Source organism: Chloroflexus sp., assembly GCF_034432675.1.
Classification (GTDB): domain Bacteria; phylum Chloroflexota; class Chloroflexia; order Chloroflexales; family Chloroflexaceae; genus Chloroflexus.
Genome location: NZ_DAOUBI010000010.1, coordinates 1 through 16569 on the forward strand (window position 1 = coordinate 1; position 16569 = coordinate 16569).

General features: G+C 55.1%; 12 protein-coding genes and 1 pseudogene. 3 read left to right on the forward strand and 10 right to left on the reverse strand.

Translation table 11 applies throughout. The features are described from left to right. Positions 1-209: 209 nt before the first annotated feature. Entirely contained in the window at positions 210-899 is a 690-nt protein-coding gene (locus tag VAE55_RS01120; RefSeq protein ID WP_322813990.1) for a hypothetical protein, read from the reverse strand. 129 nt (positions 900-1028) lie between these two features. On the opposite strand from VAE55_RS01120, the gene VAE55_RS01125 reads away from it, so the two are divergent. Further along, entirely contained in the window at positions 1029-1709 is a 681-nt protein-coding gene (locus tag VAE55_RS01125; protein WP_322813991.1) for a haloacid dehalogenase type II, read from the forward strand. 191 nt (positions 1710-1900) lie between these two features. On the opposite strand, the gene VAE55_RS01130 is transcribed toward VAE55_RS01125, so the two are convergent. From VAE55_RS01130 to galT, 9 genes are all read right to left on the reverse strand, one after another. Beyond that, positions 1901-3961: an alpha-amylase family glycosyl hydrolase gene (locus tag VAE55_RS01130; RefSeq protein WP_322813992.1), complete on the reverse strand. Its 2061-nt coding sequence runs from the start codon at positions 3959-3961 to the stop codon at positions 1901-1903. Positions 3962-4057: 96 nt separating this feature from the next. Next, complete coding sequence (locus VAE55_RS01135) at positions 4058-4870, reverse strand: carbohydrate kinase family protein (RefSeq protein WP_322813993.1); 813 nt, start codon at positions 4868-4870, stop codon at positions 4058-4060. Positions 4871-5006: 136 nt separating this feature from the next. Beyond that, a complete protein-coding gene (gene lon / locus VAE55_RS01140) occupies positions 5007-7484 on the reverse strand; it encodes an endopeptidase La (RefSeq protein WP_322813994.1) in 2478 nt (825 codons plus the stop codon). Between the two features lie 46 nt (positions 7485-7530). Further along, positions 7531-9390 (reverse strand): ABC transporter ATP-binding protein, encoded by a 1860-nt coding sequence (locus VAE55_RS01145; RefSeq protein ID WP_322813995.1) that lies wholly within the window; start codon positions 9388-9390, stop codon positions 7531-7533. A 14-nt stretch (positions 9391-9404) separates the two neighbouring features. Then, positions 9405-9905 carry a MarR family transcriptional regulator gene (locus tag VAE55_RS01150; protein WP_322813996.1) on the reverse strand — a complete coding sequence of 167 codons (501 nt, stop codon included), beginning with the start codon at positions 9903-9905 and terminating at the stop codon, positions 9405-9407. An 807-nt stretch (positions 9906-10712) separates the two neighbouring features. Beyond that, positions 10713-11267, reverse strand: a complete 555-nt coding sequence (locus tag VAE55_RS01155; RefSeq protein WP_322813997.1) for a CHAT domain-containing protein — start codon at positions 11265-11267, stop codon at positions 10713-10715. A gap of 195 nt (positions 11268-11462) precedes the next feature. Next, a complete protein-coding gene (locus VAE55_RS01160; RefSeq protein WP_322813998.1) occupies positions 11463-11630 on the reverse strand; it encodes a hypothetical protein in 168 nt (55 codons plus the stop codon). 430 nt (positions 11631-12060) lie between these two features. Then, positions 12061-12927, reverse strand: a complete 867-nt coding sequence (locus VAE55_RS01165; RefSeq protein ID WP_322813999.1) for an ATP-binding protein — start codon at positions 12925-12927, stop codon at positions 12061-12063. Between the two features lie 101 nt (positions 12928-13028). Beyond that, complete coding sequence (galT, locus tag VAE55_RS01170) at positions 13029-14018, reverse strand: galactose-1-phosphate uridylyltransferase (protein ID WP_322814000.1); 990 nt, start codon at positions 14016-14018, stop codon at positions 13029-13031. Between the two features lie 510 nt (positions 14019-14528). Between galT and VAE55_RS01175 the strand changes: the two genes are divergently transcribed. Continuing rightward, positions 14529-16172, forward strand: a complete 1644-nt coding sequence (locus VAE55_RS01175) for a hypothetical protein (RefSeq protein WP_322814001.1) — start codon at positions 14529-14531, stop codon at positions 16170-16172. 38 nt (positions 16173-16210) lie between these two features. After that, a pseudogene (locus tag VAE55_RS19070) lies at positions 16211-16498 on the forward strand (nucleotidyltransferase domain-containing protein). Positions 16499-16569 lie beyond the last annotated feature (71 nt).

The window sequence follows — 16569 nt, forward strand, 5'->3', positions numbered from 1 at the left end:
TGGACGCTGGACGAACTACGCCGAACTGACCAGTCCATCCTTCTTCGGCACGTACATTGATCCGTTCAGTGGTGAGGTTGTCCGACCGTAGTGGCAGTCATTGCGTGATAGCTTGAGGATGGGGCGAAAGAGCTATCGCCCTATCCTTAATGTTGTGAAACGCTTGCCCGTCTCGTTGTGTACAAGAGTACATATACGCTCAGCAATATCTACGGCGCATTCCTTGGCGGCAGTGGCCGTTGCGACTGCGGGCCAAACTGCGCATCGCACAGGAAGAGTGGTTGGCGGCCATCACCGTGGTAGTTGTAGAGCTGATCGCCAACCCGAAGCTGCACAAACAGTCCGTCAATGAGCACCTGGATGTACGCCATTCCCGGTCGCGGACATCCGAGTGAGCCATCCGGCCAGGTGACGGCGGCAACCTGGGTAACCTCAACAGCCGACACATCCACACCCAGACGTTGAGCCAGGTCTTGTTTCGCCTGATCAATGAGGCGGGCCAGGTTCGGATCGTAGGGAGGTGTCAGTGGTTGGGCATTGGCCGGCATCGGCGATGTTCCACCCTGATCTGACGGCGGCATAGGTGACGGCGGCATAGGGGTCTCCTTTACTGGTGGTATGGCAGGCAGTGGTGTTGCCGTTGTGGCAACCGTTGGTGGTGATACAACCGTTATCACAACGGCTGGTGGCTCAACTGAGGCCGATGGTGGTTGAGCAGTTCCTGCCGACAACATGGTTGCTGTCGGTGCCGGTAGGGACGCATCGCGCGTTGCCGCAGGCGGCTGCGTTGGAAACGGCTGATCGGGCAGCGGCGAGGGCTGCGCAGGCTGAGAGCCGGTCGCCGTCCCACAAGCTACCAGAAGAAACACTCCGATCACGATGACAAGTAATGCTCGCATAAGCAGTCCTTTGCAGTTCAGACGCGGTGCTTTACTGGTATGACGCACAACCACAGCAATTCGTTCCCTACAGGAAACCTGTATCCGAGGCTGTATAATATGCATCTACTACCAAACAGGAGAACTGCTATGCCACGGGTTTGTGTCTTCGACGTGAATGAGACCTTGCTCGACCTGCGTGCCCTCGATCCTATGTTTGAGCAGACGTTTGGCGACCCTGACGTGCGGCGCGAGTGGTTTCAGCAGGTGATTCACCTGGCAATGGTGGTCACCATTACGGGAAGCTATGTTCCATTCGCGCAGATTGGCGATGCCGCACTGACGATGACAGCCGCACGCCGTGGTGTGACGCTGAGCAGTAGCGGTCGGCAACAGATTCTGGCTGGTATGCGGCACCTGCCTCCGCATCCCGATGTACGACCGGCACTCGAACACTTGCAGGCCAACGGGATCAGGCTGGCAACACTCACGAATTCAAATGTCGAACTGGCCGAGGCGCAACTTGCTTTTGCCGGCCTGCGTGACTTTTTTGAGGTGCGTCTGTCGGTCGAGGAAGTTCGCCGCTTGAAACCGGCGCCGGAGGTGTATCAGATGGCGGCTCATCGGCTGGGAGTGGCGATGGATCAGGTACGGTTGATTGCCGCCCATGCCTGGGACGTAGCGGGAGCCTTGCGTGCCGGTTGTGCCGCTGCTTTTGTCGCCCGTCCAGGTATGGTACTCGACCCATTGGCTCCACCGCCGGATGTGGTAGGAAATGATCTGGTCGCGGTTGTAGATCAAATCCTGGCCATAGAGAGGCAGGCGGCATAACACGCTCATCTATGTTGTGAGTGATCAAATGCGGGTGAACTTATTGTGATATTGGCAGCGAATTTTTCTATGAATGGTCTCACGAAAGAGGCGTTCGGCAGGTTTGGGTAATAGCCAATCCTCGCGTGTTACGTGACGGGAGGGGGACAAAGATGGATGCGACACCTGGGGGGCACGTGCTCATTACCAGGTCAACCCTCGAAGCAGTAGATACCGAACGGTGCCAGACGCAATTCTTCACCGATACCGCGCCGTTCTCGACTCAACGGTGAAATTTCGAGCAGATCACGCCCTATAGGCTGTGGCGCGATGAATCGGGCCGGTAACGCGCCCAGATTGATCACGCCGATCAACCGCCGCCGATCAAACTCACGATAGATGATCATAATGTCACCGGTACCGGCCGTAAGGTCCTGGTAAGCCACTGTTCCATAGCGAAGTGCCGGCTCTTTACGCCATAAAGCTAACAGGCGCGGCAAGACAGCACGATCTGCGATCTCCTGACCATTCCAGATCGCCGGTGTCAAACCACTAAAGAGCATTACTGCCCAGAGTGTCTGACCAAGGCGTGAACCACGTAAGCCATCAGCTAACGGATTGCAATCGGCAGTATCGAATGATTCAAGAAACCCAATTCGATAGGTATCAGGATAGAGTTCAGCATAGTCTCTCTGGTACGCCGACCACTCAGCAGGGGTAATCCGGCGCATCGCCAGATGTACCAGCATATGGTGGCTGGGATAATCGAACCATCCCCCGGCAAATTGGGCAGACCGTGGCCCGGAAAGGATGGAGAGCATAGCGAGTTCTGGCCGGGCTGCCGCAACCTCTTGTAGTGCCTGCACCATCAACGCAGAACCGGTACTCGCCCGTAACGGTGCCCGCCGTATCCAGGCCAGCGCTGCGCTGTATGGAGCTACTGCCCGTATCCCATCGAGGGCGAAGTGATCAACTTGGGCAATCACCCATTGTTGCCAGTACAGACGCCAATCGCTGCGCAGCCAGTCGAAATGGTAGCCACCAGCAGCCAGAGCAACACCGGGATGACGCGCAGCTGTCGGTACATCTGCCGGTGTTCCAATGACAAACGCCCCTGACTCATCACGGACAAACCATTCCGGGTGATCGTTGAGGTAACGAGAGTCGGGGGCACAACCCTGCATGGCAACATCTAACAAGACCCGCATGCCCTGCTGATGAGCCGCTACAACAAGCTGTTGGATCGTCACATGATCGCCACACACCGGATCGATCCGTTCGAGATCACCAATCAGATGAGGGCGATCACCAACCGTATGCCACGGTAACAAACATAGCGTATCGACCCCAAGCATTGTCAGTTCAGGTAAACGACGGCGCAACCCATCAGCACCACCGTGCTGCCGCAGATCGGCGACATAGATGATTGCATCACGCAGCCATAACATTGGCGGACGGGGGAATGGCGTCAATGTCCGGTAGATCGACAATGCCGCCGGCCAGGGTTGGGGGGTAAGGGTAAAAAACTGCCGTCCCAGCGCAAACCGCCAATCTGAGGGCAGCCAGCCGGCAACAGCAATCTCATAGGCCAATGAGACTGCTGTGTGGCTGCCCTGCACGTATGGAAGTGCCGCCTCATCATCACCGGCGTACCAGCAAAGGAAGGTCAGCGCAAGATCAGAATTGACGAGAGCCATCACCCCGGCACCCTGGGTTGGTGCCGGCTCAAAGGCACTACCACCACGTAAGCCGGGCGCAAAGAAACGACGGGGCAGAATGTTACGATCCTGGGTAGCGGCAATGGCATACGGTGCACGTGGGCGAACACTGTTGCCCGGCGCTTCAAAGGTACAGCGGTCTGGCGAGCCAATCTGGACATGAGGAATAATCAAGCGCACACCGTACATGCGTAGTTCATCACCACTGACATTTTCGATCTCAATCCAGCGCTCGATCATGTCGTCAGACAACAGGTAATAATCGAACACCTTGAACGGGCCAAGACCGACAATGATCGTCATCTGCGGACGACCATCTGGCAAAACCTGCAAACGATGCCAGATGTAGCGCGCGAACGTCTGCGCGGTAATCCAGTTAGTCGGCGAACCGATGGCAACATCCACCCCTGCAATCGGGGAACCGAAACCAAGAATATTTGGACTATTATCGCGCCGAAAGACAACCAGTGCGCCACTGTCCGTTGACCAGCCAAGTTCATAACGAGCGGTGCGTAAAATAATCTGGTCGGTCTGTTCGTAGAGTTCGTAACTCATTGAGTAATTGGTGCAGTTTATCAGGAGGGGTAGTAGCTACTACCTGTCAGGTTGCAGAGATTATAACACGAAGTATTGCCCCTTCTTAGGGGAAGATCACGCGGTCGATTGTTCGATCACGAACGTCGTGGCAGCATGTGTTGCAAACGCAAGGATTTCCTGCCAGGCCCATCCTTTCCAGATACCGTACACCACACCCGCCCGAAAGACATCACCGGCTCCCGTGAGATCATTGCTCGCCGTTGCAGGCGGTGTTGCTTCGTACCAGTTTCCGGTAACCAAAACCCGTGCCGGACGAGAACCGTCTGTGATGAAGACGGGGGCGCCACGCACCTGTTGCAAAGCAGCGGCCCGGTGAAACGGGGCGGTACCCAACAGATCAACCGACGTAACAATCACATCGGCGGCCTGAGCCAGTGGATCGGCCGGATCACGCACATCACCGACGACCACCAGTCGATTGAGCTGACGTGCAGTGGTAGCAACTTCCGTCGTGTAGAGGCCGTAGCGACTAACACTGACAATCTGGCATGCTGCTAAAACTTCCGCCGATGGCGGCGAAGCCGCCGTCTGTTGACGCAAAGCAATGATCGTGCGTTCACCATCGGGGGTAATCAGGATATGGCATACCGGCGTTGCAACGTTCGCACTTCTTTCGACATGGGTCATCAGGCCCAAAGCAGTTAATTCAGCCGCAACCAGATCGCCGCCGGTATCATAGCCTAACCGGTCACCGTACAGGAGCGGCCGAACACCCCAGTTCACCAACGCGCGGGCTTCGTTCAACGCATTGCCGCCAGCTAGCCAGCGCGTATGCACGGCATGGACACCACTGCCGTGTTGCGGCCAATGGGGTAACCAGATGCGCAAGTCAGCACAAAGAGAGCCGTAGCAGAGGATTGCATTCATGACGACACCGGGTCAGGCAATTTCGGATATGGACTGGGGCTTTACCGCTGCTGTGGTGTGAACATCCTCTGTAAAGCCTGGATATAGAGTATGGTTCTGCGGTTGTGTTGTCACCGCAGAACCATCAACGCTTTACCTATGCACCGGCCGGAGTTGGCGAGGGTTGACCGCGATTATTTTGATGATATGGCCCGTTGACCTTATTATTTGCAGTCGGCACCCGACTCAGCGCAATTTGCAGCACCTCGTCCATCGAGGAGACTGGGATCAGATTCAGTTCCCGCCGTACCTTCTCCGGAAGTTCATTGATATCTTTCGCGTTTTCCTTCGGCAGGATAAAGGTACGAATACCGGCCCGATGCGCAGCCAGAGTCTTCTCTTTCAGGCCACCAATAGGCAACACCTTTCCGCGCAGTGTGACCTCACCGGTCATAGCAACATCACGCCGCACGGGGGTGCCGGTCAGCGCACTGATCAGCGCGGTGGTCAGCGTAATACCGGCGGATGGGCCATCCTTCGGGACTGCACCCTCTGGGATGTGAATGTGAATATTGGTTTCTTCAAAGATCGCCGGATCAATCCCGAAGTCAGCAGCACGTGAGCGAACGTAGCTCACCGCAGCCTGCGCACTCTCCTTCATAACCTCACCAAGCTGACCGGTGAGTTGAAGCTGGCCCTTGCCCTTGAACGGCAATACCTCGATATTGAGAATATCACCACCGGCGCTCGTCCAGGCCACACCGGTCGCGACCCCAACCTCGTCTTTCTCCTCAACCAGGCCGAAGGTAAAGCGCTCGGGACCAAGGTATTCCAGCACGGCAGCCTCATCAATCACAAACTTCTGCACCGAGCCATCGGTTGCTTCGCTTTGTTCGGCCACCTTACGTGCCACTTTGCGGCACAGACTGGCGATCTCGCGCTCAAGGCCACGCACGCCGGCCTCGCGGGTGTATTCACGAATCAGCTTGATGATGGCACCATCGGTAAACTCAATCTGATCCTCACGCAGCCCGTGGAACTCGCGCTGCTTAGGGATCAGGAAACCGCGTGCGATCTCCATCTTTTCGTCTTCGGTGTAGCCACCGATCTCAATGATCTCCATGCGATCACGGAGCGGCAGTGGGATTGGTTCAAGTTGGTTAGCCGTGGCGATGAAGATAACCTTACTGAGATCGAACGGCACTTCAAGGTAATGATCGCTAAATGCGTTGTTCTGCTCTGGATCGAGGACCTCTAGCAGTGCCGAGGTCGGATCGCCGCGAAAATCGATACCAATCTTGTCAACTTCATCAAGAATGTAGACCGGACTACGCGACTTAGCCGTCTTCATAGCCTGGATGATCCGACCGGGCAACGCGCCGATGTAGGTGCGGCGATGACCGCGGATCTCAGCTTCATCGCGTACACCACCAAGACTGGTACGAACAAACTTCCTACCCAACGCACGGGCAATGCTGCGCCCCAGGCTGGTCTTACCCACACCGGGCGGGCCGACAAAGCAGAGGATGGGACCGCGCATCTTATTACCGGCCAGTTTAAGCACAGCCAGGTATTCAAGAATACGCTCTTTGACCTTTTCGAGGCCATAGTGATCTTCGTCGAGCACCTTTTTAGCCTCAGTAATGCTGATCTCTGGCAACTCCTCATCAGCCCAGGGCAGCGAGAGAATCCAGTCGAGGTAGGTCCGAATCACGCCTGCCTCAGGGCTGTGCATCCCCTGCTGAGACAGCCGCTTCAACTCGTGCAGCGCCTGATTCTTCACATACTCCGGAGCGTTCATTTCGTGAATCTTGCGCCGCAGCTCGTCAATCGGATCATCGCCATCTTCATCTTCACCCAACTCACGGCGAATAACCCGCAACTGCTCGCGCAGGAAATACTCACGCTGACTCTGGTCGAGTACCTCGCGGGTATCTTGCTGAATCTTGACGCGCAGCTTCAGCAGCTCCAACTGTCGTGCCAGCACCAGGTAGGCCTTGCGCAAGCGCTCGACCGGATCAAGCGTATTGAGGATCTCAAGCCGGTCCTTGAAATCGAATGCCGGCCCCCAGGTCACAATATCGGCCAGATGACCGGCACGATCAATGCGATGCACAAACTGCACCGCCTCCTGGGGCACCTCACCGAGATGCTCGACGAATTCATCAACCTGCTGCTTCACCGTCTCCATCAGGGCTTCGACCTCGATCCCCTCGACCGGTGGATCAAAGATTGGTCGGCAACGCACCCGATAGAAGGGTGTAATCTGGATCGCTTCGATAATCTGTGCCCGCTGCTGGCCTTCAAGGATTACACGGGCTGTGCCATCGGGCAACTTGGCAAACTCCTGCAACTGCGCAATAACCCCAATCGGCGGTAGATTCTGCGGCTGGTTGCTCTTGTATCCTTCGAGCTGATTCTCGCGCACAAAGATCAACAAAACATCACGATCTTCTTCCCACGCTCGCTCCATCGCACGGTACGACTTCCCCTGCGGTACCTGGAGCGGGATGGTCATATGGGGCATGATGACCATTTCGCCGAGCACCACCATCGGGAGACGGCGTTCTGGCTCTTCGTGCAGGTCATCCTGCTCTTCAGGCAGATCGTCAAAGAGAGACATTGGTTCATTCATAGTAGTTTTATCTCCTACGTTCTATGAGGAACGTTACTCACACTAGTTAAACAGCAGCCGTTGCCGGTATTGGCTGCAAAAATTGTCGTTCGTACAACCGGGCATAGACACCATCACGGGCAAGCAGCTCGTGATGAGTACCAATTTCAACCAGCTCACCCGCTACGATCACCGCAATGCGATCAGCGCGCTGCACTGTGCTTAGGCGATGGGCAATGACGATACTGGTACGTCCGGCCATGAGCCGTTCCAGGGCCTCTTGCACCAACCGCTCACTCTCGCTGTCGAGCGAACTGGTGGCCTCGTCCAAAATCAGGATGCGCGGATTTTTCAGAATCGCCCGGGCAATGGCAATCCGCTGGCGCTGACCGCCACTCAAGCGCACCCCACGCTCGCCGACCGGTGTATCGTACCCATCTGGCAATTGACAGATGAACTCGTGCGCATTCGCCATCCGGGCAGCCGCTTCAATCTCTTCATCAGTGGCTTCGAGACGGCCATAGCGGATGTTATCGCGAACACTACCGCTGAAAAGTTGGGTTTCCTGCAACACGATTCCGATCTGATCCCGGAGCGACTGTATCTGGACCCGCCGTACATCATAACTATCGATGAGCACGCTACCGGCACTCACGTCGTAGAACCGTGGGATTAGGCTGGCAATCGTACTCTTGCCGGCGCCGCTAGGCCCAACCAGGGCTACCATTTCCCCTGCTTCAATGGTGAGCGAAAAGTCGCGCAGGACTACCGGTGCAGGCGAGCCATTGTTGGTTGCCGATTGATAGGCAAACGACACCTCGCGGAACTCAATCCGCCCCTCGACAGGCGGTAAGGGAATGGCATCAGGCGCATCGGCCACCAATGGTTGCTGATCGAGCAGCTCGAAGACTCGTGTGGTCGCCCCAAGTGCTTCTTGCAACTGAGCAAACAGGCCTGCAAACATACCCATTGATCCGGCAGCCATCACTGCATAGAACAGAAACGAGATCAGGCTGCCCGTCGTCAACACACCGGTACTCACCAGATAGCCGCCGATAGCCAGAATGCCGATCAACGCCATCCACACCGCCAGCGACATTGCCGGCTGAAAGATCGCACGAATCCGGGCAAGCTTCAACGCTGTCGCAAAGGTTGCTTCGACCGCTGCCCGAAAACGGGCAATTTCGTAGTCCTCACGCCTGAACGAGCGAACGACCCGCACACCAGCAACCGTCTCTTCCAGAATGCTGGTTGCATCGGCCAGTCGGTCTTGCACGGCGGTCGAAATCTGGCGCAGCCAGCGACCGAAGAACACCCCAATCAGCACCAGCGTCGGCACCAGAATCAACGCCAGACCACTGAGCTGCCACGAGACAACGAGCATCAAGGCAACAGCCCCAACTAACTCAATAACACCCCCCAATAGCGTTGGTAGACTGTTGGTCACCGTCGTCTGGATAAGGGTCACGTCGTTGGTAATGCGCGACGTGATTTCACCTGTTCGACGCTGCTCGAAAAAGGCGAGATCGAGCTTTTGCAGATGCTCATACGCTGCAATGCGTAAATCGCTGACGACACGCTCACCAACAAAGCTCAGACAGTAGGTCTGAATAACACCGGTCAAAAGTTGCCCAATCATCACAATACCCAGAAGTTGGGCAATCTGGACGACCGGTAATGCCTGGTCGCCGGTTATCAGATTAACAACCTGACCAATCGCAAACGGAATTACCAGACCCAAACCGGCACTGATGATCATGGCGATCAGAGCTACTACGATCCAACCACGGTAAGGACGCAGATAGGAAAGTAGCCGGGACCAGCTTACGTTACTAGCTGCTTGTGGTGGCGGTATCAATTGAAACGGTAACCGTAACAAAGTACGCTCCTTGAACGCAAGCAGGCGAGCCTGCTTATCGTTCACCACGGTAAGGTCATCCTTTATGCCAATCGTCCCGTCTCACTCCGTTCGAGCACGCGCGACATTCCGGTTAATACCCCTTCCAGAAGTTCGAGCAAGCGTTCGGCATCAGCCGCCGGCAGATAGCCAAGTGCGGCATGGATTTGCTCGCGCCGGGCCTGGCGAATCGCAGCAATCAAGGCCAGTCCCCGCGGCGTGACCTGCACCATCACCTGACGACGATCCCGCTCGTGCCGTGTGCGCTCAACCAACTGTTTATCAAGCAGACGATCAACTACACCGGTAAGTGCCGCCGCCGACTGCTGCGTCGCTTCAGCCAAATCTGACATCTTGCACTCGCCGTTCGTTTGCGCCAGATGAAGCAGGGTGTAGAACTGGGTCAATGTCAGGTTAAACCGCTCATCATCGAGCAACTGCACAAACTGGCGCTGCGCCAGCCAGCTTATGCGTAAAATCATTTGCTCGATGGCATCGAGGGTTGAAGGGTTATTCGTGGCATTGGCCAGTTCTGATTCGGTCATGCGTTACCCTATTCCTAGCGCGTGTAGATATTTAACAATGTTAAGTATATCAGAAGCAAGCATCATTGTAAAGAGGAGCACAACCTTCGGGGGCGATATGAGTCAGCGCAATGTCTACGACAAATGCATCACTGCCCAGTACCAGATATGGCGTAGGAGCGGGTCTGGCACCTGGGGCGGGTTTGGCAGCCGGGGCGGGTCTGGCACCTGGGTGGGTTTGACACCCGGGGTGGGTTTGGCACCCGGAGTGGGTTTGGCAGCCGGGGCGGGTCTGGCACCTGGGGTGGGTTTGACACCCGGGGCGGGTTTGGCACCTGGGGTGGGTTTGGCACCCGGGGTGGGTTTGGCACCCGGGGCGGGTCTGGCACCTGGGGTGGGTTTGGCACCCGCCCCTACTGGTGCACGGATTGTCAGACCCGTCGCACACAACACAACCGCACGTTATCGTCATCACCAGCAGTGACACCACTCTACCATGCGCCTGCGCGTGAGCACGGTCGGTGCGGCAGTATGAGGGTAAGGGCGTTCAAGACGCCTCTAAACTCTATCCCCCTCATACGCTCTTATATCATCTTGAGCGATCCAGTGCATCACTGTCCGGCACCGGATATGGCGTAGGGGCGGGTTCCGAACCCGCCCCTACGATCCGTCACCTCCGCAACGATCTGTCTATACAGATCAATGGTACGAGCCGGATGGACGTGGGGTGATCGAATAAACAGTGTCATCCCCGTACTGGAGGACTATCAGGAGTGACACCGACGAGCCGCCGGTAGGTGGTCGCAATATGAGAGTAAGGTGTTGGCATCATGGCGGTTTTTCTATTGGATAGCAATACCGTTCAGCCCACATGCGGGCAATGGCCCGACTGGTACCCAACCGGGTCTCGGCCCGTTCCGGGCCGATAATTGGTGTACACAGCCCATCGGCCATATAGCTGGCGAGAACTTCGATCTTCTCTACCATTTGCTGTGCATCGGCAAAACCGAGTCCATACCAGATACGACCGCTCTTCAAGCGCGAGTAGAGAGCCGGCATCCAAAAATCGGGGAGATCGCGGACAGTGCCCCAGGCTACAGCCATCGCCGCATCGATCATCCCGTGATGCTGTAATTCCTGGCAGAATGCCGGTATAAAGCGCTCGATTAAACGCATCGAGACATTGCCCTGCATCGCGACCACCGCAGGTACACCGGCTTCGGCCAGACACGGCCCAATTGCTGCCAGCGCACCATTGTCAGTCGTCATGCCACCACTCTGACAGGCAATCAGCATCACCAGGCGCGGACGTTCGGTAAGTTCGCGCAAGCGCTGACAGAACGAAGAACCATCAACCCGATCAGAGGTGTTATCCGGTTTCACCAGCCAGAGGCAAGTATTTCCCTCGACAAACTCCCGTGTACCACAATGTAGAGTATATCAAACGGCTGCCCTTTACGAGCAGAAGTACGTAGGGTCGAGATGATCTGTTCAAGTGTTGCGGCACCAGGTTCCACCAATTCAACAATGTCAAAATGGGCAAAGCCAGTACATGCACGGGCGAGTTCACCCGTAACATCAACCGGTGCCAGGCCAAAACGCTCGCTGCCATGGGGGGTTAGCAATGGCGATCAATACCCGCAGCGCATTACGCGAATGAGTGCGAAACGGCTGCACATCGTTGCTGGTCAGGTAACGCGAAAAATAGACCTCTTTCCCCATCAGTAACGGCTTACCATCAGGCATACAGAGCGTTTCCCACCGCAATGCATGAAGTTCGCAGTGCTGGATGCGATAAAGAGGCAAAAACGGATGGAGAGCGGACGCCGGTCACGGTGCGCAATCGCATAAGCGGCCTGAAACTGAGCAAGCGCGTCAGGATCGCTCAACAGCATTGCCACCAACGCAGTACTGTATGCCACTGGGTCAGTATGTAGTTTACGCAGACGATTGAAATCAAACTGGATTGGAGAATCAACATTCCCTCACGCAATGCGCACATCAGCATCACTGTCAGGATCAGCGTATGAGAGGGTCACCGCGTAGCCTGAATTGTTAATACTCTGCAGACTGCATTCGAGGTCGATGATCTCGTCTATGGGGAATAAATTTCTGGTCAGGAAAGGGAAACTACCTGACTATCAGTACAGCAGGTAGTTTCCCTTACTGCAAGAATTTAGGGCGCTGCAATTGGCCAATGTGCCCAGGCAACAAAGAGATCACCGTGTGGACGGGCGCCGACGTAACCATCAGTGATCGCAGCAGCTCCGTTACTCAGGCCATAGGCATTGGCAACCACCAGCCGTAACGATGGCGACTCGCACTCCAAAATGGGAAAGATGCCAATCATCACCCGCTGATCGGCACTATGGCGTGTCGCATTGTTCACCAGATTGTACAGCACCCGATCAAGGGCAGAGAACTCGACACAGCGGTCGGCTACCACCCCATTGTAGCGTACATCAACGATCACGCTAGCCGTACCATCGGGCAGACGATAGTCTACCTGTTGCCACTTCTCAAGTAACAGATCAACCCCGTGCTCACGTAATTCGATGTCGCGGGCAGTCCGTACCGGATCGAGATCGGGAAGACAATTGCGCATAATCTTGAGGTGATCGCGCGTCAAGAGATAGATACGCTCGGTATCAACCGGCTGGTGTTGTGTCAGTTCGAGCAATTGCAATTGCAATACAAGTGCCTGCAACGATCCACCACGCACATCGTGGATAACCTGGCTCAATGTTGAGTCGCGTTGTTCAAGCGAAATATTGCGCAATTCGTTGAGCAAATCGTGCCAGCCGGTTTCGCCAAGCAAATGAAGCAAATGACTGTGATCAACGTGGCGCTTCTGATCAAAACTGCTGTAAATCCTCAGCAAGGTGTCGTATAAACGTCGTACCAGGTCTTGCAGCGACGGCGGTAGTTCAGATATACTCAGGCTACTACCACTGCGGACAAATGGATCACGACGGAGAAAAGGCAAATTGCACGGCGCAAGTGCTTTGACGGTATCATCACTGAGGGGAAATGCGCCAGCCATGATTGAAATCCTCCCAAACCAGACCAATCAATATTCCATATAGTTAAACGTCATTGTACTCGATTTTACTAACGATGTTGACGAAGATTTATCAGGCACAGCTACTCACGCAGAAAGGCAGCACATGCTTCGGGAATGCTGGGGTTGATAAAGATGCCGCTACCAAGCTCAAAGCCGGCCATATACGAAAGGCGGGGAACAATTGCCAGGTACCAGTGAAAGTAGCCGTTCTCTGCTTCTTTGACCGGGGCTGAGCGGAATACCAGGTTAAAATCGGGATCGTTGAGCCGATGGTAAAGACGGTGAAACACCTCGCGGATAACATCGGCCAGACCATCAAGCTCCGACTCAGCAACGTGAAAAAAGCTTGCACGATGCTTCCGCGGCAAGACCCAGATGTGAAATGGTGACGAAGCAGCGTAGAGGACAAAAGCCACAAAATCATCATTGGCGTAGACGATCCGTTCCCGCTGTGCCAGCTCATCAGCCAGCATCGCACAGAAGACACACTGTCCGGTATCGTCAAAGAAGCGACGCGCCTCTTCAAGCCGGTGGCGTATATCACTGGGCACAACCGGAACGGCCATGAGCTGGCTGTGCGGATGTGGCAACGAAGCTCCGGCCCGTTCACCATGATTTTTGAAGATCACCACCTGCTCAATCCGGGGATCACTGCTCATTGCCAGTCCCCGGCTAAGATAGGTTGCCAGCACCAGCCGCACCTCAGCATGAGTCATCAGACCAAGCGTGGTATTGTGGTGTGGATGCTCAACCAATACCTCGTGGTAGCCATAACCACTTATGTTGCGCCGTACACCCTCGAAGTGACGAACAAGCGGCCTATCACCGTGTAACGCCGGATACTTGTTACGGACAATCCGTATCTGCCACGGCCCGGTGGTCGGATAGCGATCAGCTTCGAGGTCGAGTTCTTCATTGCCTACACAGAAGGGGCATTGGGGATCGTGCTGAGGTCGCTCGGCGGTCAACAGTTGCTGACGATGTTCGGTAAACGAATTGGGACGACGGGCACGCTCGCTGGCAATGATAACCCATTCACGAGTAGCGATATTCTGCCGTAATTCGGACATGAACCTGCTCCCCAGCGGACAAAGATCGCAGCGCCGCGTTACGCTCTGTATTGTAGCCGTGATGGGCAGGTTCGGCAAGTGGATATCTGTCGATGGACGTTATCAGGTACGTGGAGAGTACTTCTTTTTATCATCGTTCAACATCGACGATTTTCGCGTTTAACAAGGGAGCATGACGCTTTTAATCATTTATTCATCTGATAAATCACATTTCATTTGTTTATACTACTTGACTTTCCGTGATTTGATTAAATAAAATAATGACAAGAGATAATATCGTAAACAAACTTCGCATTTCATGATCCTTCATTCGCAATTTATCTCATCAGCGCAGTCGGAGCAACGCTATCAGACACTATCTAAGTATTAAATCCATCGCAAAACATACTGTAAGCTGAGACACCACCAATACCGTACTCCCTGCCAGTAGCGTCTACAGCAAGCAGTGCATTACCAGTTCTGTAGCGGAATCGTTTATGCAGGCATTCTCCTCGTAAGGCAGGTATCGTGATGTATCGTTTGCCAGCATCCCTCGTTCTGTTTACCGGTGTGATCCTTTTCCTGGTAGCGACATTCTCTATCGCTCAGGGACAACCGCAAAATCTGATCCAGGATGGTGGATTTGAGCAGGGGGCTATCAATTGGGCAGGAGGCGGAAATGTCGGTCTGGTGGATGCGCAGGTTAGCGGTTCAGAATTCGTGTACGCCGGTCGTTATGCTGCTGCGTTAGGGATTGACGCCGACGGGAGCGATTGTCCGCAGTTGCCCAATCTGACGACTCCCAAACAAATATTGCAACAACAATTGAGTATTCCGGCCAACGCACCGGCAGTGACTGTTTCCTTCTGGTACCGCGCTGCTGCCGGTACAGCAGTTGATATGTTCCTGGCACGTGGCCTCTATCAGTTCGATCCGAATCTCGGTGGTGTGAAGCTTGGTTCATTTGCCACTGATCTCCCTCCCGGCTGGCAACTTTATCACACTGTCCTGACTAGAGAGAACCTGGATCGGGTACGCGGCCAGACACTCTTCTTCTCCATCGTTATCCAGAGTGATGCTCCCACAGAAGAAACCGCCTATCTGCTCGTTGATGATGTCCGGGTGGTAGCCGCTGACCAGCGTACTCGTGCCTCACCGCTGCCGCCGGCCTTACGCGGCGATGGCAGTCGCCCACTGGCTGTGATTCGGCGTGAAGGTGATAGCCGGTTCCTCTACCGGATGGATACCAATGGCGGAACCCGTACACTGCTCTACCGCGGTTTACTCAACAATGTGCGCAATCCGGTCTGGTCGCCTGATGGGCAGCGGATTGCCGTGGTTGACTACAATACCTGGCCCTGGCCGGTGCCTGACCCTGATCCACAGAATAACCTGCCGGCTTCGGCCATTACCGTTCTCAATGCAAATGGTGGTGGGGGACAACAGGTATTTCAAACGCAAAGCCGGAAGAGATCGCGTTGTCCGTTTGTCGGCGTACCAGGCCAAAGCGAGGTACCATCTCAGATACTACGTGTGAATCATCTGGCCTGGTTGTCAGCCGATCAGCTTGTCTTCGACATCGTTGGTTTCAACCAGTTCTGCAATGGGCAGGTGACAGGTGGTTCGGCAAATATCCACGTCGCTTCGGCACGCCCAACTACCACCTTTCCACCCACACTGGCCGCAGCAGCGGTAAGACCTACCGCCAATCGGAATGGCCGGGTCTTGTTTGAACATTTCGGCGGACGAACCAGCGGGATATGGGAAGTAGTCGCAACATCGTCTTCACCGACGCCAGAACTGTTGCTACCGGGCGGACGCGAAACCCAACCGGTCTGGTCACCCGATGGCAGACGCTTTGCCGTCGTGCGCGACACAGTGAGTCCATCGACAGATGCGAGCGAACGGGTTACCGCTATCATGGTATATGATCGCGACAACCTCGCGTTGCCGCGTCAGGTACTCTTTGCCGACCATGGTCGCTCCGTCAGATCGATAAGCTGGTCACCGAACGGTGCGTATCTCGCTTACACCCTCGAACAAGCGAACGGTCAGAGTGACATCTGGTGGCTGGAGATAGCCAGTGGCGCAACCGGCCCCATCAAAACCGATGGCGTGAGCCTTGAAGCAAGCTGGCGACCGGTCAGTTCTTATCGGTCTACTTACCGATGGTAATCCGCTAACGACAGCGTGTAAGATCACATCTCTATCAAATCACACACCTGCTTCAGAAGAGGAGCGGCACATTCGCTGCTCATCCTTATCCCCAGGTCGAAAAGGCTATTTTGTAGGGATCACGCGCCAAAGGTAACTACAAGCCCGGCTCTGATATTGATCTGACCTTAACCGGCAATGAAGCATTGACCCTCGACGTGCTCTACCGAATTATCGATGACATCGACGATTTGCTGCTGCCCTATACCTTCGATCTCTCTATCTTGCACCAGATCAGCGATCCCGACGTGATTGAACACATCCAGCGGGTTGGGGTAGTATTGTAATTCAGGTTGCCACCTTACGTCACTACAGCGGTGCGGGTCGTTGAGCGCGACGGGGGAGGGCTGGAACACGG

Bases quoted from the DNA above. Each gene is read 5' to 3' on its own strand.
- VAE55_RS01130 (WP_322813992.1), bottom strand. From the start codon at position 3,961: ATGAGTTACGAACTCTACGAACAGACCGACCAGATTATTTTACGCACC.
- VAE55_RS01135 (WP_322813993.1), bottom strand. From the start codon at position 4,870: ATGAATGCAATCCTCTGCTACGGCTCTCTTTGTGCTGACTTGCGCATC.
- lon (WP_322813994.1), bottom strand. From the start codon at position 7,484: ATGAATGAACCAATGTCTCTCTTTGACGATCTGCCTGAAGAGCAGGAT.
- galT (WP_322814000.1), bottom strand. From the start codon at position 14,018: ATGTCCGAATTACGGCAGAATATCGCTACTCGTGAATGGGTTATCATT.
- VAE55_RS01165 (WP_322813999.1), bottom strand. From the start codon at position 12,927: ATGGCTGGCGCATTTCCCCTCAGTGATGATACCGTCAAAGCACTTGCG.
- VAE55_RS01125 (WP_322813991.1), top strand. From the start codon at position 1,029: ATGCCACGGGTTTGTGTCTTCGACGTGAATGAGACCTTGCTCGACCTG.
- VAE55_RS01150 (WP_322813996.1), bottom strand. From the start codon at position 9,905: ATGACCGAATCAGAACTGGCCAATGCCACGAATAACCCTTCAACCCTC.
- VAE55_RS01160 (WP_322813998.1), bottom strand. From the start codon at position 11,630: ATGCCTGATGGTAAGCCGTTACTGATGGGGAAAGAGGTCTATTTTTCG.
- VAE55_RS01120 (WP_322813990.1), bottom strand. From the start codon at position 899: ATGCGAGCATTACTTGTCATCGTGATCGGAGTGTTTCTTCTGGTAGCT.
- VAE55_RS01175 (WP_322814001.1), top strand. From the start codon at position 14,529: ATGTATCGTTTGCCAGCATCCCTCGTTCTGTTTACCGGTGTGATCCTT.